Origin of the sequence: Propionivibrio sp. (assembly GCF_049316945.1) — a bacterium.
Classification (GTDB): domain Bacteria; phylum Pseudomonadota; class Gammaproteobacteria; order Burkholderiales; family Rhodocyclaceae; genus Propionivibrio.
The window spans coordinates 43,631-64,178 of sequence record NZ_JBMOJE010000004.1; the positions used below are offsets into that span (position 1 = coordinate 43,631).

Consider the following 20,548-nt stretch of genomic DNA (forward strand, 5'->3'; position numbering starts at 1 on the left):
AAAAATCGAGCTTGCTCCGGGTTATAAACGGGCGTAATGTCCGCATTTGCTCCCAGAGAAAGAAAATGTCATGGTAACTGTTCTCCATACCGGCCCCGATCGCGATCTCGCCACAAGTTACCTCACGGCAGCGCTTAAACATCACAAACAGGCGGATATCGCCCGCCACCTCGGCATTGACGCGCGTACCGTTCGCCGCTGGGTAATCAACCAATCGGTGCCCCAGCACTACATTTTTGGCCTGCAACGCCTGCTGCCGCTGGATACGCCCTTCGAAGGCGAAGCCGGCTTCAACTATATTGACCTCTTCGCCGGCATCGGTGGTATACGAATGGCATTCGAGGGGCTGGGCGGGCGTTGCGTGTTCACCAGCGAGTGGGATAGCTACGCGCAGAAGACCTATGCCGAAAATTTCCCCGGCGGTCACGCCATCAATGGCGACATTACGCAGATCGACGCCGCCGAAATTCCCGATCACGACCTGTTGCTCGCCGGCTTTCCCTGCCAGCCCTTCTCGATTGCCGGCGTCTCCAAGAAAAACGCGCTTGGCCGCGCCCACGGCTTTGCCTGCGAAACGCAAGGCACGCTCTTTTTCGACGTCGCCCGCATCATCCAGACCAAGCGCCCGCGCGCCTTCCTGCTGGAAAACGTCAAAAACCTCGTCTCGCACGATAAAGGCCGCACCTTCGACGTCATCTGCCGCACCCTGCGCGACGAACTCGGCTACCACATCCACTATCGCGTCATCGACGGCGCCCACTTCGTACCGCAGCACCGTGAGCGCATTCTCATCGTCGGCTTTCGCGAAGCGGTCGACTTCGACTTCGACGCCCTGCCGTTGCCCGCCAAAGGCCAGCGCAAACTGGCGGAGATACTGCATAAAACGGATGGCAGCGAGCCGCAACTGCCATGGGACGGCGAACGTTTCTTCAACCACACCGCGAACCGTATCGATCAGAAATACACCCTGACCGACAAGCTCTGGGCCTACCTGCAAGCCTACGCTGCCAAGCACCGCGCCGCCGGCAACGGTTTCGGCTTCGGGCTGGCCTACCCGGACAGCGTGACGCGCACCCTCTCGGCACGCTACTACAAGGACGGTTCGGAAATCCTCGTTTACCAAGGCGAAGGTGTGAATCCACGCCGGCTGACACCGCGCGAATGCGCACGGCTGATGGGTTTCCCGGACTCGTTCAGGATTCCGGTTTCGGATATGCGGGCCTACAGACAGTTCGGAAATTCGGTCGTGGTCGATGTTATGCGACATGTCGCAAAATTGATGCATCCTTGTCTGGATGCTGATATCCTGGAACCTGAATTGCCATTTCGTTATGCAAATGCTTAAGGAGAAACCATGCAAACCATTTCCCGCATTCCAAAACTGCAAGAAGTTTCCTTTGATGGTGCATTGCTTTGGTTTTCTGAATTACAAACCAAAGGGCTGCTTTTCCATCCCGAAGATGATCCTGGTGAAATTATTTCCATCGCTGACGGCAATGTCGTATTTTCTTCATCGGAGGCTGTTGAACTTCGCTTTCTGCTGGAAGAACTCGATAGTGGTTTGGGGCATGAAATTTTCGTTGAAGCTGCCTACCCTTTTTTCATGCGTGCCGTCGGAATGCACCTAGACGCTTAATGGCAGACGTAGTCGACAAAGCAACCCGTAGCAGGATGATGGCCAGTATTAGGGGGAAAAACACAAAGCCCGAATTAATTGTCCGTCGATATTTGCATCAGCGTGGTCTGCGCTACCGCCTACATGTGCAATCACTTCCTGGTAAGCCAGATATTGTTTTTCCAAGATATCGCAAAGTTGTATTCATTCATGGTTGTTTTTGGCACCGTCACGACGGTTGCAAGTACGCAACTATGCCAGCTAGTCGTGTGGAATTTTGGGAAAACAAGCTTTCAGAAAACGTAGCTCGGGATCAGTATCAAATTGCAGTACTTCAAGAGATGAACTGGAAAGTACTGGTAGTGTGGGAGTGTGAATTGCGACATAACGACTCGCGGCTACAGTCCCTTTATCTGGATATTATCGAGGGCAATTGATTATGGTTTCTACCCCGTGGCTTGGTATTCATGAATGGATAACGAAAAGCTCTCGATTGCTCATAAAAAAGCTTTCACGGAATGATTGCAGTTGGGCTGATGACCGACTCAACGGTCACCAGAACGGTGTGTATATTCCACGAGAAATCAGGGAGGCAGGATTTTTCCCCACGCTGAGAAATGAAAATCCGAAAAAACCGCACATTTACATATCCAAAATTAAAACTTTCTGGCCGGCAACAGGAGAAATCAAGGAGTCGTGTTTGAGGCATTTCTCAAATAAAGGCACAGAGATGCACTTCACCGTAGTGCCAAAGGATGAGTTTGCCGGACTTACCCCTGCATCGCTATTGGTAGGTGGGTTGCTTCAGGAGCCAATTGGCGACAGCAAGTATTGGTTTATGACCATTGACTCCGCTTCAGAGGAGGCAGAACTATTAGAGACTCAGTTCGATTTGGGCGTTGAATTCCATTGCGCCCTGTTCGAACCGAAAGAGGTCTTTAAAATCCAGATAGATGAAACCGAGGAACTCATCAATGAACTCAACGAAGCTATAAGAACTGGAATACTTGAAAGGTTTGTTGCTTTGCTATCTCGGATGCCCACCCCTGAGTATTTTGCACTTGAAGCACAAAGGAGGTTTCTTTGTCTAAACGGCCTAGAGTTGCTCGACCCATACGCGATAACTTGCCCAGGTGACGCGCTGATGACGATAAGCAGAGATATTGAGTATGCACTCTATAAACGAGCCGAAAGGCGCTATAGGGCAGCCGAGGTGATCAGAATCATCAATAATAGAGGTTCCGATCTTGTTACTTCGGTAGTTCTAGGATATCCCGAACTTGATGCCACATTCCTGAGTGCCAGCCAGCAGCGAAAATCTCGCGCAGGGCGTTCGTTCGAACAACACATAGCGAGGCTCTTTCGAGATGGATGCATTTCCTTTCAGGAGCAAGCAGTAATGGGCGGCAGACGTCCCGATTTTGTTCTTCCAAACCTGATAACGCTGAAATCTAACAAACGCACCTTTAACGAGGCTCTAATTCTTTCAGCAAAGACGACGCTTCGAGAACGATGGAAACAACTGGTAATGGAAAAATTCAACTGCGCTCTGTTTTTTGCCACTGTTGATGATCGCGTTTCAGACGAAGCTATTTCAGATATGAATAAACAAGGCATTCAACTCGTAGTTCCAGAATCGCTCAAGAATTCAAAAGAAGCCTGTTACGCTGGCAAGTCAAATGTGATCAGTTTTCGAGAGTTTTTTGACAGTGAGATTTCTACCAAACGGGGTTGCTTACGTTCCATGCTTCTAATATAAAGTGCAAAGGTTAACCGATGAAAATCGGTGCTATTTCGATGGCAACCGCAGCATATTTTTTACAACTCTAGCGCGTACAAAACTGCCAGTCAGCCTACCTACGAGGCCTGCGTGTCACTTCATGTCGCGAGACCCGAATAAACACAGGCTTGTGTTGGAACTGATTTCGAAGGTCGTTGTATTTATTGCCTTGCAGGCCGGTCGGGAGTGGAACTTCAAACTCTTTCAACAGCACCCACCACCCTCACCGCCTGCTGCACGACTTCGCGCCCACAGTTATACTTGCACCCTTTCGACCAATAACCAGTTTCAGGGAGCTTTAATGGAATCGCTTCGCTTCGTGTTGCCCCAATCAGAAATTCCGACGCACTGGTACAACGTGGCGGCCGACATGCCCAATCCGCCGCTGCCGCCGCTCGGGCCGGATGGCCAGCCGGCGACGCCGGAGCAGATGGGCGCCATTTTCCCGATGGCCATTCTTGAGCAGGAAATGTCGAGCGAGCGCTGGATTCCGATTCCGCAGCCGGTGCGTGAAATTTATCGCTTGTGGCGCCCGTCGCCGCTGGTGCGTGCCGCGCGGCTCGAAGAAATGCTCGGTACCCCGGCCAGGATTTACTACAAGAATGAAAGCGTTTCGCCGGTCGGTTCGCACAAGCCGAACACTGCCGTGGCGCAGGCTTATTACAACAAGCAGGCCGGAATCAAGCGCATCACCACCGAAACCGGTGCCGGTCAGTGGGGCTGTTCGATGGCGCTGGCTGGCCAGATGTTCGGGCTTGAGGTCCGTGTTTACATGGTCAAGGTCAGCTACGGCCAGAAGCCTTACCGCCGTTCGATGATGCAGACCTGGGGCGCCGAGGTGTTCGCCAGCCCGTCGAACATGACGCAGACCGGCCGCGAGGCGCTGGCCAAAGACCCGGAAAACTTGGGTTCGCTCGGTCTGGCTATTTCCGAAGCGGTCGAAGAGGCGGCCTCGCGTGCCGATACCAACTACGCGCTCGGCTCGGTGCTCAATCACGTCGCCCTGCATCAGACCATCATCGGGCTGGAAGCCAGGAAGCAGTTCGAACTGGCCGGTGACTGGCCGGACGTCATATTCGCCCCCTGTGGCGGCGGCTCCTCGTTCGCCGGTATTGCCTTCCCGTTCATTGCCGACAATGCGGCCGGCGGGCGCAACGGCAAACCGGTGCGACTGGTGGCTGTTGAGCCGTCGTCCTGTCCATCGCTGACCAAGGGCGATTACGCCTACGACTTCGGGGATGCCTCCGGCTTCACACCGCTGATGAAGATGTATACGCTGGGTCACGATTTCATGCCACCGGGCATTCATGCCGGCGGATTGCGCTATCACGGCGCTTCGCCGCTCGTCTCGCAGCTTTATCACGAAGGTCTGATCGAAGCGATTGCCGTGCCGCAACTGGCGACCTTTGATGCTGGCGTGATGTTTGCCCACGCCGAGGGGATCATTCCGGCGCCGGAATCGAACCATGCCATCCGTGGCGCCATCGACGAAGCGTTGCGCTGCAAGGAAACCGGCGAGGCCAAGACCATCCTCTTCAACCTGACCGGCCACGGCCACTTCGACATGGCTTCCTATGACCGTTATTTCGCCGGCGAACTGGAAGACTTCGACTACCCGGAAGAGGCGATCAGGGAATCCTTGAAGCATCTGCCGAAGGTCGGCTGAGGCCAGTGAAGAATTCATTTCAGCCTAATCTCCTCACCCGTCACCCCGGCGAAGGCCGGGGTCCAGTTCGTCTATCTGATTGTTTTCATGAATATCAGAGGTACGCACTGGCTCTGCACCCCAAGGGTATTTCCTGCGGGGCACATTTCCTTCGGTCAGATTCCGGCCTTCGCCGGAATGACGGTCTTGGATTCTTGTACCAATTAATTCACAGCCTCTGAGGCCGGGGAATAACGATCCGATGCGCGCCTTTGTTTTCCTGTTGATACTGGCCAACCTGCTGTTTCTGGCGTGGACGCATGGCTACTTTGGCTCGTCGTCCGATCCCGATGCGCTGCGTGTGCAGCAACAACTGTTGGCCGATCAGGTGAAGGTGATATCGCGCGACGATCCGCCAACGGAATTGATCAAGACGGATAAAGCCGGAGTGGTGGCAGAAAAGAAGGCCGTGGACATCTGCATCCTGTTGCGCGATTTGCCTAACGCAGAGCTTGTACGGGTTGAAAGCCTGCTGGCCGAGAAGAAGCTGGCGGCTTTCAAGGCCGAGCGCACGATGATCGCCGGCAGCGCGAGCTATTGGGTCTTCATGCCGCCACTGGCTAACAAGCAGGAGGCCGACAGTAAAGCCGCCGAGTTGAAAAAGCTCGGCGTTCCCGAGTTTTTTGTCGTGCAGGAGACCGGCCCGAACAACCTGACCATTTCGCTGGGCTTGTTCTCGAGCAAGGAAGCCGCCAACGCGCGTCTCGACATGCTGCGGACCAAAGGCGTCAAGACGGCCAAGGTTGCCGAGCGCGCGTTCAAAACGATATCGGCCTCGCTTGAGATTTACGGGCCGGAAGCGCAGGCCGATTTGCTGCGCCAGACCGTTGCCGAGGCGATGCCGGAGATCAAGCCGGAAGTCTGCAAGCCACCGGTGGCGGCACAGTGAGTTTTGTCGTTGGCCTGACCGGCGGCATTGGCAGCGGCAAGAGCACGGTCGCCGATCTTTTTGCGTCTCTCGGTGCTGCGGTCGTCGATACCGACGCCATCGCGCATGAACTCACCGGGCCGCAGGGTGCCGCCATGCCGGAAATCGCGGCGGCGTTTGGCTCATCCGTACTGCTCGCCGAGGGCGGTCTGGATCGTGTGGCGATGCGTCACCTTGTTTTTTCTGATCCCTCGGTCAAGAGCCGGCTGGAAGCCATTCTGCATTCCATGATCCGCCGTGAGAGCGTGGCTCGCTGCCGCTCTGCGAGTGGTACGAGTGGTGCGCCTTATGTGCTGCTGGTGGTACCGCTGCTCCTTGAGTCCGGGGCTTATCGCGAACTGGTGGACCGGATCCTGGTCGTCGATTGTGACGAGGCCGTGCAGATTTCCCGCGTCATGGCCCGCAGCGGCCTCGCCGCTGGAGAGATTCGGGCTATCATGGCGACTCAGGCTTCGCGTGCCGAACGGCTGGCGGTGGCTGACGACGTAGTTTCGAATGCTGAAGGGCGAGAGGGATTGAGTGCCCGGGTTGCTGCCCTGAATCAGCGTTATCTTGAACTGGCGTCTGCAATAACAAATGCAGATACAGTTAATGCAAACTGTTGAGGTTTTGATGCAAATGCCTCAGAATAAAACATATTTTCCGTTTTTTGATCTGGCGGCGATGTGATCACATACGAATATCCCTTCAATGAGCGCATACGCACACTGTTGCGCCTGGAGGATTTATTCGACAAGGCGGCCTACTTTGTCGAGCAGCAGGGGCACCGGGAACATCACGTTGTACTGTTGACGCTGTTCGAGATTCTTGAGGTGGCGAGTCGTGCCGACCTCAAAATGGATCTGATTCAGGAACTCGAACGTCAACGCCAGTCCCTGCTCTCCTTCCGTAACAATCCGGACATTTCAGAAGAGGCGCTTTCCGGCGCGCTCTACGAAATTGAACAATCGTCTGCCGCACTGCTCGGCATGACCGGCAAGATCGGCCAATATTTGCGCGAGAACGATTGGTTGATGGGCATCAAGAGTCGGGCGGTCATTCCGGGTGGTGTTTGCGAATTTGATTTGCCCTCCTATCACTACTGGCAGCACCAGACGGCCGATGCGCGCCGCGAGGCGCTGCTCACCTGGCTCCGGCCCCTGATGCCGCTGCGTGGCGGGCTGAATATAGTGCTCCGGCTGTTGCGTGCCAGCGGACGTGCAGAGCATCAGGTGGCAGAAGGCGGCACTTTCCAGTTGATGCTGGGCGGTAGCGGTGCCCAGATGGTGCGAGTCTCGCTCAAGCCACAAGTGGCCTATGTCCCGGAAATCAGCGCCAACAAGTACGCGCTGAATATCCGTTTTACCTGTCCCGACTATGATCATCGACCACGCAGTGCCGAGAGCAATGTCGAGTTTGACATGATCTTCTGCAACCTCTGATGCCCAAGCCGCTTGCGAAGGTACGCTGCCCGCAATGCGGCGGCGAATCAGAGTGGAATGCCGCCAACAAATTCCGTCCCTTCTGTTGCGAGCGCTGCAAGCTGATCGATCTGGGTGCCTGGGCGTCCGAATCGTACCGGGTGCCGGTACAGGAAACGAAAGATCCGCTCTCCGAACTTCCGACAGAAGAATAGCGGTTCGTGGCTTTTAACGTGAATGTCGCGCTAGCGACGCTTGAACCTCCCCTCGCCCTCTGGGAGGGCCGGGGGTGAGGGAAACGGGCAGCGCTTTCATAATATTGGGCGACTTTCAAAGCCATGCCCGTTAGCCCCACCCGCGCATCAGGGCAATCCCGTGTGCGCCTCTTTTCCAGGCAGTTTCGAACATCTCCGGCTGCATTCCGCCGAGAGCAAAGACCGGCAACGGAGATTGCTCGATCAAGCGCTCAAACTCATCCCAGCCGATGCCTTTGGCTTCAGGGTGAGTCAGCGTCGGCAAAACCGGGCTGAGCAGGGCAAAGTCAAGACCAAGCGTGGCTGCCCGCGAGAGTTCCCCGGCGTTGTGGCACGAGACGGCAACCCGGTCAAATGCTGGACGTTGAGTGAGCTCCTTGATCCGGCCAGAGGAAAGATGCAGGCCGTGGGCGCCCACTTTGTGCGCCAATTGTTCATCATCATTAACCAGCACGCGAGCGTCGGCATGGGCTTTGGCCAGCGCCATCACACCACGGGCAAAGCGCAGCCGTTCAGCAGGCGCCAGCGTCTTGTCGCGAATCTGGATCAGTCGCAGTCCGCCGGCCAGCGCTTTTTCCAGTTTCGCCAATTCAGCAACGATGCCGTTGCCGGCGGCGTTGGTCAGTGCGTAGAGCGAAGGCAGTTCGAGGGCGCGCAGGATCGGGCCGTTGGCTGGCAGGATGGGCGATACAGAAGCCGGATCGCCGATCTTCGTCCACACCAGTCCGCTGTGCTCGATCGGCGAGATATCGCCGTGCCATGAAGCAACGCGAAAGAACTTCAGGCGGACGGTGGCGTGCGGGTAGATGAATCGGCGGGACAACCACGGCCAGGCGCGGTCGACGGTGATGCCAAGTTCTTCCTGCAACTCGCGCACCAGTGCCTCGCGCAGGGTTTCGCCCGGCTCCACCTTGCCGCCGGGAAACTCCCAGTAGCCGGAATAGACCTTGCCCTCAGGGCGCTGGGCGAGCAGGAATTCAACGCCTTCTTCACCATCGCGCAATAAAACTGCGGCGGAGACATCGACTACATCGACCACATCGACCACATCGACCACATCGACCACATCGACCACTTTAGTCATCTGCCGCGCTTTGCCTTTGTCACAGGCCGATGGTGCGTCCCGGCCCAGTCCTTGGCGAACTGCCAGGCCACGCGCCCGCTACGCGAGCCGCGCATCAGCGCCCAGTTGAGCGCATCGCGTTCGGCTCCGGCGATTTCCGTCGCCCCACAGCCGAAGGATTTCAGCCAATGCGCAACGATGTTGAGGTAGGCCTCCTGGTCGAAGGGGTAGAAGGAAAGCCAGAGGCCGAAGCGCTCGGAAAGCGAGATTTTTTCCTCGACCGCTTCGCCGGGATGGATTTCCTCTCCGACGCGCTTGCCTTCGAGGTTTTCCTCGAAATACTCGGGCATCAGGTGGCGGCGGTTCGAGGTGGCGTAGATCAGCACATTGTCCGGCGCCGAGGAAATCGAGCCGTCCAGAACCACCTTCAGCGCCTTGAAGGTGGCATCCCCGGCGTCGAATGAAAGGTCGTCGCAAAAGATGATGAAACGCTCCGGTCTGTCATCGATCAGTTCGACGATGTCGGGCAGGTCGATCAGGTCGCCTTTCTCTACCTCGATGACACGCAAGCCCTTGGGCGCATATTCGTTGAGCAGCGCCTTGATCAAGGACGACTTGCCCGAGCCGCGAGTGCCGGTGAGCAGGGCGTTGTTGGCCGGCTGTGCGGAGACAAACTGCCGCGTGTTGGCGTCGATGCGCGCTTTCTGATCGTCGATGTCGTGCAAATCCTTGAGGCGGATCATCGACGGCCGGGTAATCGGCTGCAGGTACCCCACATTTCCGCGCTTGCGCCAGCGAAAGGCAATGGCGGCGTTCCAGTCCGGCGCGGGGGAGGCGGGCGGTAACAGCGGCTCGATACGTTCGAGCAACTTTTCGGCGCGGACAAGAAAACGGGCAAGTTGCAGGGCTGGGTCGTTCATCGGACGGTATACTTCGCAAAATTCAAAACCCCTGCACTGTAGCCAAACCATGCCCAAAAGCCAAACAAGACGACTTTCCCTGATTGCTGCCATTCTTTTCGGCGCGCTGCTTGCCGCCTGTGCCACGGTCAAGGAGCCGCCGATTGCGGCCTGCCCGGCCTGTGCCGTTTGCCAGCAATGCCCGGCACCAACCGCACTTCCTGCGGCTCAACCGCCGGCCAAGCCGATGCAGGCGGCGCGCTGGAGCGATCTGCCGGGCTGGGCAGAGGACGATCTCACGGCCGCCTGGCCGGCCTTCCTGCACTCCTGCCGGGCATTGGCCAGCAAGCCGCAATGGCTGCTCTGGCGAGCCGCCTGCGAAGAGGCGAAGGGGCTGGCCGCCAGTAACTCGCCGACCTTGCGCCGCTTCTTCGAATCCCGTTTCGAGCCGTATCTGCTGACCAATCCGGATGGCACGACGAGCGGCATGATTACCGGCTATTACGAGCCGCTCCTGCGTGGCTCGCGCAGTCGTAGCGCGACCTACGCGCAAGCGGTGCTTGGCGTGCCGGGCGATTTGCTGACCATCGATTTGAGCGAGGTGCTGCCCGAGTTGAAGAACCTGCGCTTGCGCGGCCGCCTGCAGGGCAACAAGGTCGTACCGTACTACTCGCGCGCCGAAATCATTTCGCATGAGAAGAACTACGCCGACCGCGTGCTGCTCTGGGTGGATGATGCCGTCGAACTCTTTTTCCTGCAGATTCAGGGCTCTGGTCGCGTCAAACTGCCCGATGGCCGCCTGGTGCGCATCGGTTATGCCGACCAGAACGGCCACCCCTATCAGTCGGTCGGCCGCCTGCTCGTCGAACGCGGCGAACTCAAGCTTGAACAGGCTTCGATGCAGGGCATACAGGCCTGGGCGCGTGCCAACCCGGCCAAGCTGGACGAATTGCTCAACGCCAATCCGAGTTACGTCTTCTTCCGTGAAATGCCGGCCAAGGGTAACGACAGTGACGGTCCGCCGGGCGCCCTCGGGGTGCCGCTGACCAGCGAGCGCAGCATCGCCGTCGACCCGCGCCATGTGCCACTCGGCGCACCGGTTTTCCTTTCGACGACACAGCCCAATTCCACCGCACCCTTGCGCCGGCTGATGCTGGCGCAGGACACCGGCGGTGCCATTCGCGGCGTGGTTCGCGCTGATTATTTCTGGGGCTTTGGCCCCGAAGCCGGCAGTCAGGCTGGGCGAATGAAGCAGCAAGGACTGATGTGGGTGTTCCTGCCACCGGGTGCTGCACCAAAATAGAGGGGTGCTGAGACGCTATCCAGAAACAAGCGCCATTGTGGTGCCTGTCCGCTTGCGGGCGAACTATGTTGGTGCATTGCAGCCAGTGGTGTTTGTATAACACCATGAATTGTAACAATAATAATTTATGGAACAAAGCTTGCATACCTGCCCGCAATTGATTTTCAGGAGGTGGCATGGAAGCGCTCAAATCAGGTAGTGACGTACTTTTCATTCTGCTTGGCGGCATCATGGTGCTGGCCATGCATTCGGGCTTTGCCTTTCTCGAACTCGGCACGGTGCGCAAGAAAAATCAGGTCAATGCCCTGGTCAAGATTCTCGTCGAGTTCTCGATATCGACGATCGCGTACTTCTTTGTCGGCTATAGCGTTGCTTACGGCGTCAACTTCTTCTCCGGCGCTGAAACGCTGATGCAGAAGAACGGCTTCGAGCTGACCCGCTTCTTCTTTCTGCTGACCTTTGCCGCAGCCATTCCGGCCATCATTTCCGGCGGCATTGCCGAGCGCGCCAAGTTCAATCCGCAACTGGTCGCCACCTTTCTGATTGTCGGCTTCATTTACCCCTTCTTCGAGGGCATCGCGTGGAATCAGGCCTTTGGTGTCCAGGCCTGGCTAAAGGCCAGTTTTGGAGAAGAATTCCACGATTTTGCCGGTTCCGTTGTGGTGCATGCCATGGGCGGCTGGATTGCGCTGCCCGCCGTGCTCCTGCTCGGCGCGCGTCACGGACGCTACACCAAGGAAGGCCGGATTTCGGCGCACCCGCCGTCATCTATCCCGTTCCTCGCGCTGGGCGCGTGGATACTCACGGTCGGCTGGTTTGGCTTCAACGTCATGAGCGCACAAACCCTCGACAAAATCTCCGGACTGGTGGCCATCAACTCGCTGATGGCGATGGTCGGCGGCACGCTGGTTGCGCTGGTACTCGGCAAAAATGACCCCGGCTTCGTTCATAACGGCCCGCTCGCCGGACTGGTCGCCGTGTGTGCCGGTTCCGACGTCATGCATCCGATGGGCGCGCTGATCGTTGGCGGCGTCGCTGGCGGTCTCTTCGTCGTGATGTTCACGCTGACCCAGAACCACTGGAAGATCGACGACGTACTCGGCGTCTGGCCGTTGCACGGTCTGTGCGGCGCCTGGGGCGGCATCGCTGCCGGCATTTTCGGCCAGAAAGCGCTGGGCGGAGCCGGAGGCGTGGCTTTCATGCCGCAGTTGATCATGACCGGCATGGCGATTGCCATCGCATTAACCGGTAGCGCGATCATTTACAGCCTGCTCAAATCGAAGGTCGGACTGCGCCTTGATCTTGAAGAGGAATTTAACGGCGCTGACCTCAGCGTGCATAAGATAACTTCCACCCCGGAGCGCGAGCCGAACTGGTAAGTTTTTGGAGTAATAAATAAGGTCTGTAACAAAAAAATATAATCTGTAACGCTTTGGGTAGATAAAAAAAGAGACCTGTAACACGGTGATCAGAAACAATGAGGTCTGTCGGGCGAGAATTAAGTCTGTCGGACAATTGATGTAAGAGAGGCCAGGCGATTGCCGTGCCTCTCTTTTTTGAACTTCAGCTGTTTGGCTTTAGTCGGGTAGCAGCAGTGCATTGCTGAACCGCCGCCCCCTAAGAACCGTACTGGCGCCTCACGACGCATACGGCTCTATCCTCTTGAAGGCATCTTGAGACACCCGGTTTCACAACATCTGCTACGCCTTCGCAACACACGCCACCAGCCTTCTTACGCGATGATGATCGTAACGCCGAAAAGTGCACACGCCCATGGTGCATCGTTCATTTGCTTTCCTTCCGTTAAGAAGGTTCTGGTTGGACATTCCACATGAAACAGGCCACTAATTCCACAGCAAACCCCGCCAGTGATTCCATTCCAAAGTCGGCCGCCCATTCCATTCCATTTCATACCCAGGCCCAGGCCCAGTCACCAATTTTCACCGCAAACCCTTTCCTTCCTTCTGACTGATGCACTGGTTGGAAAATTTGGGTATCCGAATTCTTTGATTAAATTTTGTTGTGCACCGCAGCAGATGGTTTTCATACGAATCGCCAGGAGGTCCTCTGTCTCAGTACGACCATGGAAAGCTTTCCATAACGGCCAGGAACGGACATTAAAAAAATGGAAAAACCAATGCTTGATAGACTGCTCTTGTTCAGCAACCGGACGGTCGCAGCATCAAGGGTTGATTGTAAATCGCCAATTTGAAGGGAAGGCTCAGTATGCGTATTGGCTCCCGTCACCTGATAGAGGCTGGATTGTTACTGCCAAGCCTGAAATAAAGCAGGTAGATTTCTGTTTAGAAAATTCGGTGGCGCGAGGTTTAGCCTGCCTATCTGCTGGAATTCGTCTTGTTGCTCTCTATCCAGCGTACTGAACTGGATGCCGATCAGGTTATCCTTGGCATGAGAGATCACCCCTTCGACTGAAATCAGGGGATCCTGGTTAAGGTGCAATATCTCGAGAGTGCAGTTGTCGCCCTTGGCGAAATTCAATTCAAACAGCTTGGTCTCGAACAAAGCGCCGAATAGCGAGATGTCGATCAAGGCACCGCGATAAGCCATCAAATTCAGGCGTAGCTCGCCTTTCGAGTGATTAGGAAAGCGGGGTTGTCGGCGACGCTCGATTTTGTTCATGTTTTGATGTCCTGAGATTTATGGAATTGCCCAAACTTTGCCCGCGCAATGTTGCACTCTGTTTACAGCGAGGTGCAGCGAGGTAATTTATCAGGCGGCAACTGCCCCCCTGCGCTGATCAGCAAGTTAATCCGAACTATTACATCACGCTAACCGTACTCAGGCCATAGACGAGTGGGTGACGCTCCATAAGGCACATGGGCAGTGGCTTGAAATCCGCCATGGCTTTGTTGAAGGCCGTTGTCTGCCGTCCGAAATCATCGCGTTCGTTTACCCCTTTTTTAGTGGCAACGATGCTCCTGGTACAGCGCCAGCGCTTTCCCGACTTGGTACTGATCTGGCGAACTTCCTCTATCGGGTGACGCGCTCTGCAGTGGTAGCAAAATACGGTATCGGACATGATCGCAACCTCAGGATTAGAGACGCTGGTAATGATCCAACAAGATTCTTACGGCTTTGTGACAATTGCTTTTGCATGCTATTTAAAATTCATCTGCAATCTTCCTGGGGGCTGAACTGACACACGGACGTAATCTGACAATCGCAGAATCAACTCTTTCCGATGCCGTTGAATGTTCTGAAAAGTAACCATTGATGATTTCAAAAAAACGCCGCCTGATTCTATTGCTCGCCGCTACCAGCCCGCTCAATCCGGCTCTGGCATGGGCCGACAATGCCACCGAGCGCTACACGCTGCATCTCGGCGTAGTCAACGAGCGGGCGAATCAGCCCGACTATGTGCTGGCGCAATATGCGCCGCTACTGGACTACCTGCGTCGCCAGCTCAACCCAAAGGGAATCGCGGTAGGCGAGTTGCGTATTGCCAAGGATATTGCGGAACTGGCGGGATTGATCCGCACCGGAAAAGTCGACTTCATTCTCGAAAGCATGCTCTCAACTTTCCGGATCAATGCGTCCAGGATCCTGGTTGAGCCTTCACTGGCCGCTTGGCGCAAGGGGAGAAGAGAGACGAGTACTGTCTTCTTCGTGCGCCAGTCAAGTCACATAAAACAGTTGCGCGATCTGGCAGGCAGGACGCTGGCGCTGGAGTCGCCTCGTTCGACAACCGCTTATGCCCTACCAAAGATTGTGCTGCGTCAGCACGGATTGGTTGTCGAACCAGTCAGTGCCAGCAACGGGGGAAGCAAAAGCGTGCGCTATGTACTGGCCGATTCTGAAGCGAATCAGGCTTACTGGGTCGATCGAGGCCGGGCCGACGCTGGCGCCTTCAACTCGGGAGACTGGGAGCAGCTACCCACCGGCCTGCGGCAGGGGTTGCGCATTATTCATACTACAGAAACGATTCTCCGCTGGCTGATGTCTGTTCGAACTCAGCTTCAGCCTTCTGTCCTGCAGCCATTGGAGACGGCACTCCTGGAAATGCATTCCAGTACGGAGGGAATAATGGCGCTTCAACAGGCGGAGAATATCAGCCGGTTTGATCGACTGAACGGGGAAGATTTGCTGTCTCTACAGAACTGGCGAGCCATCGCCACACCGCTGCGGTTCGGCGAATGAGACTCAATACCCGTTACGCCCTGTATCTGTCGGGTGCCTTGCTGTCCGGCGCATTGCTCATGTTACTAATGGTCGGTGTGCTGCTAGTGAAAGATGGTGACCAGTTCCGCATTCGTCTGCAGAAAGAGCTCAAATACCACCTCATTCTCGATCAGCAGGAATCCCTTATAACGACGGCTGAATATCTGGGCAGGCGCCTGTTCAATCCCCTGCATCAACTCGATATCAGCACCCTCAACCGCGAGATCGAGGAGATTAGAGCTTGGTTGCCCGTACGCCGGTTCGAAATTGTCGATTTGAATGGAATTATCCTGACCGATGGCAGTCGCGAGAATCCACAGTACGGCCAACACATCGAAGACGAGCGGATAGGCCATTTCGACCTCATCTGTCCTCACGTTTACAGTTTTCCAGGCGAATCAGGCGCGCCCAACGGCGGCATAGGCCTGGCTTTTGCGATCAGTCGTGACGCAAAGCCGGCTGGCTATGCCCGAGTCGTTCTTTCGGAAAACGCCTTCAATACCTCGGTTGAACGTATCGCTTCGCTGCTCCAAACAATGTGGAGCAGTGCGCTCGATATGCTCTACACACTGGGCCTGGTGGCCGGCCTTGGCGCGTTGCTGATTGCCGCCGCCTTTAGCTGGCTGTTTTCTCGCCGCCTGTCCGCTCCGCTCACTGAAATGAGCCTGGCCGCCCGGAAGTTCGCTGACGGTCAACTCGACTACGTTATTCCGCTGAATTCCCAAGATGAAATTGGCGAACTCGCCGGTTCGCTGAACACCATGGCGCACCAGATCTGGAAAAGTGGGCGCCTGCTGGGCAAGGCGCAGGAAATGACCGGTGTCGGTGGCTGGGAGTTTGATGCACTACTTGATCACTTCGACTGGACGCCACAGGTCAGTCACATTTTCAGGGTGGCGCACGAGATGTTGCCATCGACGCGGTCGTCGCTGGCAGCCATGGTGCATGCCGAAGAGCGTAGCGCGCTGCTCGATATTTTTATTGCCGATTACTCGCAGAACCCAAATTTCAGCCTCGAATTCCGTCTTTTGCGTCACGATGGCGAACAGCGCACCTTGCAGGTACTGGGCGAGGTAACGCTTGGCGAGGACGGGCAGTTGCAGACCTTGATCGGCACCTTTCAGGACATCACCGAGCGCAAACAGGCGGAGGAACATCTGCGCTTACTCGCCAGTTTCGATCCGCTCACGGGCCTGCCCAATCGCGCTCTTTTCAAGGATCGCCTGAGCCACGCACTGGTGCATGCGGATCGCAACCACGGACAGGTGGGCCTGCTGTTTATCGATCTCGATCACTTCAAGACGATCAACGACACGCTGGGCCATTCCTTTGGCGATGAACTACTCAAACAGGTAGCGCTACGCCTCGACAACACCGTGCGCGAAATCGATACGGTAGCGCGTCTGGGCGGCGACGAATTCACCATCATCCTGGAAAACGTTCGTTCGGGTAACCATGCCGCGATGGTCGCCAACAAGGTCATCGAGGCGCTGGCGCCGGCCGTCTTTATCGGCTCTCATGAGTTGTATGTCACCGCGAGTATTGGCATCACGATGTATCCAGCCGATGCCATTCAGGTGGAGACGCTGCTGCGCAATGCCGATACCGCGATGTACCGGGCAAAAGATGAGGGGAGAAACACTTTCCGCTTCTTTACCCGTGAGATGGACGAACGCATCCAGGTCCGCCAATTGCTTGAAAGATCCTTGCACAATGCACTGCAGAAAGATGAATTCGTGCTCTATTACCAACCGCAGATCGATGTGCATAGCGGCGACATTGTCGGTTTCGAGGCACTACTGCGCTGGCGCAGAGAGGACGGAACGCTGGTTTCGCCAGTCGAATTCATCCCCGTACTCGAAGAAACCGGGATGATCGTTGAAGTCGGCGCCTGGGTTATTGCCGAAGCCTGCCGCTGGCTGGCGGAGTGGCGCAATGTACATGGACTGGAGGCTACGGTAGCGGTCAATCTCTCGCCCCGCCAGTTCCGCGATGCCGAGCTGTCCAGCATCGTTGCGCTGGCACTACATGAAACGGGACTCCCACCCTCGGCGCTCGATCTGGAAATTACCGAAAGCAGCCTGGTCGATGCCCCAGCAACGCTGGTGACGATGGAGGAATTACGCCGGATGGGTGTCGGCTTGGCGATTGACGATTTTGGTACCGGCTACTCCTCGCTGTCCTACCTCAAGCGATTCCCGATCACCAAGCTCAAGATCGACCAGTCCTTCGTGCGCGACATCACCGTCGATGAAGATGGAGCGGCTATCGTCAGCGCGATTATTTCCCTCGCGCATATCCTGCAACTTCAGGTTGTGGCCGAGGGCGTCGAGAAAATCGAGGAACTTGGCTACCTGCGCCGGCATGGCTGCAACTATGTTCAGGGCTATCTGGTCAGCCGTCCGCTCGACGAGTTCGCGCTAGCCGAGTGGTACAACTCGTTGGCAAACTCCCTGGTCGGACAGGCTCGCTTCGTTCCCTTCCACTTGGCGCGGAATTGATGAACTGATGAACTGATGAACTGATGAATTGATGGCAAGTCCAGGCAGTGGCTTAGTGCAGGCTTTGAATTGTGCGTTGAAGGTACTGGAACATCACTGTAACGGCATTGAACTCGGAGGGGCAGCCGAAATTTGGGTCAGTCAATTGGCTGGCAAGATCGTACAGGGATTCGGCAATGCGGCGCCGATGGGGTGAGAAGTCCTGATCAAGCAGCCATGCTCTGGCAACCCGGGCAATCTCAGCGCATTCGTTTGCAGTCATGTTTGACATGATTCATGTAAGCAATTCTGTTCGGGGAATGATTTTAAACGATGCTCGAATTGCCAGTCAAACCTTTCGGATTGGCAAGTCGGGGGCCTTGAAACCGTTGCTCACAAACCCAGGGTAAATTTGTTCTACCCATCCACCGTCATTCCGGGCTTGACCCGGAATCCAGACTCCTCCATCTGATCAAGATGTTAGAAGACCTGTTTGTGATAAACCTAAAAACATCAGTCTATCCACGAAAATCACGAAAGACACGAACAAAAACAACAACTTGATGTGTTTTCTCTATTCACCCTTTGGGTGCCGATCTTCAGCTTATTATCTCATTGATTTTTTTCGTGCTTTTGGTGTTTTTCGTGGACGAATTGCTTTTTCTAGGATTAACGAACTGGATTCCGGGTCAAGCCCGGAATGACGGTTGATGGGTAGAACAAATTTACCCTGCTCAGAAACCCGCTAACCCTTATTGCATGCACAACTTTGGCGCATTATCACCAGCTTGGAATACACTGCCCTGAAAGGCTCTCCAAATGGTCATCTGCGTTGAATATGGCTGGAGAACCTTTATCCATGGTGCTCTTCGGGAACACCCTCTGTAGACCGCCATTCCATACGGGTTGCAGGGAATGCTGTCCGCAAGACGAGAAGGGCATGCCAAGCGTGTTCACGGCATTGCCCTTCGCTGCACTCCTACAGCACCAGCCCCGGCAACAAGCGCTTACTTGAATGCCGGCAGACCGCCGATATAGCCGACATGCGCTTCGAGGCGGAAATTCGTGGTGCCGTGCCGGTTCTTGCCTGACAATTCTCCAGCCTTCTTTTCCAGACGATTTTTCAACTCTGCCGGCGTCGACTTGATCCAGTCACCCTGATGCTGGTTGTTGCTCATGATGTAGGCGTGGCCACCCAGTTCATCGACTACCTGCAAACCCGTGGATTCGGCGCCTGCGGCGAGACTGAGGATGCGCGTGAGCTTCTTTGTATCGACGTTGTAGGCCCATAAATAGTTGTTCTGGTGTGCGCCCGAATCCTCGCCGATAAACAGCGTGCGCATTTTCTCGGAGAAGAACACGTTGTCGGTATTGGCGACAAACTCGGTGTCGGCCGTGTTGCCAAGCGCATCAGTGGCGATCGGGCGACCGAGCAGCGCTGGTTCGACGTAGGCGCGGACCGGTACATACTCCGAAGCAATGGCGGCGCCTGTCGTATCTTTCTGCCCGCTGCCCAGATCGAAAGTGTAAGTCGCCCCGGCCTTGTTCTCCTTGAGGCGAATGTCGTCTACCGGGCCGCCGTCTTTGGCCTTCATCGAGCCCTGGATGTAACTCATGGCGTAATAAACTTTCTTGTCGACATGGTTGATCGCCACGCCCTCGCCCTTGGTGAACTCGGTGGTGGCGCCAAGGTAGGCGGCATAGCGGCGGGTTTCCAGGAAGGCCGCGGCTTTTTCCATGCCCGGCTTGAGCTTCAGCCAGATCGTTTCGGCGGAACCGGCACGGGTGGGGATGAATCCCTCCTTCTGTTGCATGGAGACCTCGAAGATGTCGTTGATCGTGATGCCGGAATCGATCAGCGCCTTCACTTCGTTGTAGTGACTAGCGCCGAGCCGAACCCAGCGGAAGTCAGCCGTGCCGCCGTCGGCATCGTCCGGCGCGGTCTGGACCCATTTCGCGGCGTAGAGCGTGCCGCCGGCTTTCGGCATGTTCGGAATATTGGCGACGAACATGAAGAGGCCGGAATAACTGCCGTCATCGCCGTAGAAGGCGGTTTTTCCATCCTTGGCAAAAATCGACATCTCCCAGGTGCCGCGCCCCATCTGGTAATGCTTGGTGACCTCGTAGCCACCATCCTCAGCGACGGCCACTTCGGTGTGGTAGCCGTGGTGGTAGGGGTTGGCCGTGCTGGTCTTGCGGAAATACACCTCGCTCATGGCCTTGAGACCGGCGACCGTGGTTTTGTATTCCTTTTCGCCCGGAACGAAATATAGGTCGTAATCCTCCTCGCCACCGATGTGGGTGTTCCACGGTGTCTGCGAGCCAAAACAGAAGATCCAGCCGCCATTGACCGAGGAGAAATCCACCGGCTTCTGGCTCTTCACCTGCAACTTGCCCTCCTTGCCCTGAACAATCTCCGACAGGCTCATGCTCATTGGCATGCGCGAGTACCAGTCTTTTGCCTTGTTCGCTGTTTGGCCGTCAGCCAGAACGTCGTCGTATTCCCAGTGGTTTACCAGAAACAGCTTGTCTCCGATCTTGAGCAGGCTATTGGCATCCGCTGTTTCTGCGATCACCGGGTCACCATTCGGGTCCATGATCGGCGCCATAGTGACGTCGAACAACTGTCCAGCCGCATAGTTCTTCCCGCTCACACGGCCGATGCGATCGGTATTCTTGAACAGCGATACGTAGGAAAGCGGGAAGTCGCGCCGGCTGCCGTCGGTGAAAGTCACCCTGGCGACAGAGGTCGTATAGGTTTTGAGTAGATCAGTGTCGCTCTGCGCCACGGGTGTGGCGGTGAATTCGACCTTGACCGGTTGGACGTCGGGTTTGGGTTTGCCGGCGGCGCTGGCCGGATGGGATGACAAGCCGAGCAGGGCAAGGGAAATTGAAAACGCGAGAGCGTTACGGTGCATCTGCGGACTCATGATCTGGCTCCT

General features: G+C 56.0%; 19 protein-coding genes. 13 read left to right on the top strand and 6 right to left on the bottom strand.

Annotation, left to right across the window (positions count from 1 at the left end; translation table 11 throughout):
• Positions 1-70: 70 nt before the first annotated feature.
• The 9 genes from dcm to ACOYNV_RS01780 all read left to right on the top strand — a co-directional run bounded on the left by dcm (position 71) and on the right by ACOYNV_RS01780 (position 7,643).
• Positions 71-1,345, top strand: a complete 1,275-nt coding sequence (gene dcm / locus ACOYNV_RS01740) for a DNA (cytosine-5-)-methyltransferase (RefSeq protein ID WP_422898007.1) — start codon at positions 71-73, stop codon at positions 1,343-1,345.
• Between the two features lie 9 nt (positions 1,346-1,354).
• Complete coding sequence (locus ACOYNV_RS01745; RefSeq protein ID WP_422898008.1) at positions 1,355-1,636, top strand: hypothetical protein; 282 nt, start codon at positions 1,355-1,357, stop codon at positions 1,634-1,636.
• Entirely contained in the window at positions 1,636-2,052 is a 417-nt protein-coding gene (locus ACOYNV_RS01750; protein ID WP_422898009.1) for a very short patch repair endonuclease, read from the top strand. Before ACOYNV_RS01745 ends, ACOYNV_RS01750 begins: the two co-directional genes overlap by 1 nt.
• Positions 2,053-2,054: 2 nt before the next feature.
• Complete coding sequence (locus ACOYNV_RS01755) at positions 2,055-3,374, top strand: type II restriction endonuclease (RefSeq protein ID WP_422898051.1); 1,320 nt, start codon at positions 2,055-2,057, stop codon at positions 3,372-3,374.
• A 322-nt stretch (positions 3,375-3,696) separates the two neighbouring features.
• Positions 3,697-5,061, top strand: coding sequence for a TrpB-like pyridoxal phosphate-dependent enzyme (locus ACOYNV_RS01760; protein WP_422898010.1), 1,365 nt, complete (start codon positions 3,697-3,699; stop codon positions 5,059-5,061).
• Positions 5,062-5,302: 241 nt separating this feature from the next.
• Complete coding sequence (locus ACOYNV_RS01765) at positions 5,303-5,989, top strand: SPOR domain-containing protein (RefSeq protein WP_422898011.1); 687 nt, start codon at positions 5,303-5,305, stop codon at positions 5,987-5,989.
• Positions 5,986-6,633, top strand: a complete 648-nt coding sequence (coaE, locus tag ACOYNV_RS01770; RefSeq protein WP_422898012.1) for a dephospho-CoA kinase — start codon at positions 5,986-5,988, stop codon at positions 6,631-6,633. The genes ACOYNV_RS01765 and coaE overlap by 4 nt, the downstream gene beginning before the upstream one ends.
• A 60-nt stretch (positions 6,634-6,693) precedes the next feature.
• Positions 6,694-7,449 (top strand): cell division protein ZapD, encoded by a 756-nt coding sequence (gene zapD / locus ACOYNV_RS01775; protein WP_422898013.1) that lies wholly within the window; start codon positions 6,694-6,696, stop codon positions 7,447-7,449.
• On the top strand, positions 7,449-7,643 hold the full coding sequence (locus ACOYNV_RS01780) for a DNA gyrase inhibitor YacG (protein WP_422898014.1): 195 nt from the start codon (positions 7,449-7,451) through the stop codon (positions 7,641-7,643). Before zapD ends, ACOYNV_RS01780 begins: the two co-directional genes overlap by 1 nt.
• 130 nt (positions 7,644-7,773) lie before the next feature.
• Here ACOYNV_RS01780 and ACOYNV_RS01785 read toward each other — a convergent pair whose 3' ends face one another.
• Both ACOYNV_RS01785 and ACOYNV_RS01790 read right to left on the bottom strand, forming a co-directional pair.
• Positions 7,774-8,766 (bottom strand): Nudix family hydrolase, encoded by a 993-nt coding sequence (locus ACOYNV_RS01785; RefSeq protein WP_422898015.1) that lies wholly within the window; start codon positions 8,764-8,766, stop codon positions 7,774-7,776.
• Positions 8,763-9,665 (bottom strand): ATP-binding protein, encoded by a 903-nt coding sequence (locus ACOYNV_RS01790; RefSeq protein ID WP_422898016.1) that lies wholly within the window; start codon positions 9,663-9,665, stop codon positions 8,763-8,765. The genes ACOYNV_RS01785 and ACOYNV_RS01790 overlap by 4 nt, the downstream gene beginning before the upstream one ends.
• Before the next feature lie 49 nt (positions 9,666-9,714).
• Between ACOYNV_RS01790 and ACOYNV_RS01795 the strand changes: the two genes are divergently transcribed.
• Both ACOYNV_RS01795 and ACOYNV_RS01800 read left to right on the top strand, forming a co-directional pair.
• Positions 9,715-10,947, top strand: coding sequence for a murein transglycosylase A (locus tag ACOYNV_RS01795; RefSeq protein ID WP_422898017.1), 1,233 nt, complete (start codon positions 9,715-9,717; stop codon positions 10,945-10,947).
• A gap of 176 nt (positions 10,948-11,123) precedes the next feature.
• Complete coding sequence (locus tag ACOYNV_RS01800; RefSeq protein WP_422898018.1) at positions 11,124-12,326, top strand: ammonium transporter; 1,203 nt, start codon at positions 11,124-11,126, stop codon at positions 12,324-12,326.
• Between the two features lie 886 nt (positions 12,327-13,212).
• Here the strand turns inward: ACOYNV_RS01800 and ACOYNV_RS01805 are convergent.
• Positions 13,213-13,587 (bottom strand): PilZ domain-containing protein, encoded by a 375-nt coding sequence (locus tag ACOYNV_RS01805; RefSeq protein WP_422898019.1) that lies wholly within the window; start codon positions 13,585-13,587, stop codon positions 13,213-13,215.
• A 139-nt stretch (positions 13,588-13,726) separates the two neighbouring features.
• Positions 13,727-13,987, bottom strand: coding sequence for a hypothetical protein (locus tag ACOYNV_RS01810; RefSeq protein WP_422898020.1), 261 nt, complete (start codon positions 13,985-13,987; stop codon positions 13,727-13,729).
• Between the two features lie 194 nt (positions 13,988-14,181).
• Here ACOYNV_RS01810 and ACOYNV_RS01815 point away from each other — a divergent pair, with 194 nt between their 5' ends.
• The gene (locus ACOYNV_RS01815) at positions 14,182-15,105 is read left to right on the top strand and encodes a phosphate/phosphite/phosphonate ABC transporter substrate-binding protein (RefSeq protein WP_422898021.1); all 924 of its coding nucleotides are present in this window, start codon (positions 14,182-14,184) and stop codon (positions 15,103-15,105) included.
• Complete coding sequence (locus tag ACOYNV_RS01820) at positions 15,102-17,627, top strand: putative bifunctional diguanylate cyclase/phosphodiesterase (protein ID WP_422898022.1); 2,526 nt, start codon at positions 15,102-15,104, stop codon at positions 17,625-17,627. The genes ACOYNV_RS01815 and ACOYNV_RS01820 overlap by 4 nt, the downstream gene beginning before the upstream one ends.
• 52 nt (positions 17,628-17,679) lie before the next feature.
• Here the strand turns inward: ACOYNV_RS01820 and ACOYNV_RS01825 are convergent, their stop codons facing one another.
• On the bottom strand, positions 17,680-17,889 hold the full coding sequence (locus ACOYNV_RS01825) for a hypothetical protein (RefSeq protein ID WP_422898023.1): 210 nt from the start codon (positions 17,887-17,889) through the stop codon (positions 17,680-17,682).
• 724 nt (positions 17,890-18,613) lie between these two features.
• A complete protein-coding gene (locus ACOYNV_RS01830) occupies positions 18,614-20,536 on the bottom strand; it encodes an alkaline phosphatase PhoX (RefSeq protein ID WP_422898024.1) in 1,923 nt (640 codons plus the stop codon).
• Positions 20,537-20,548: the final 12 nt, after the last annotated feature.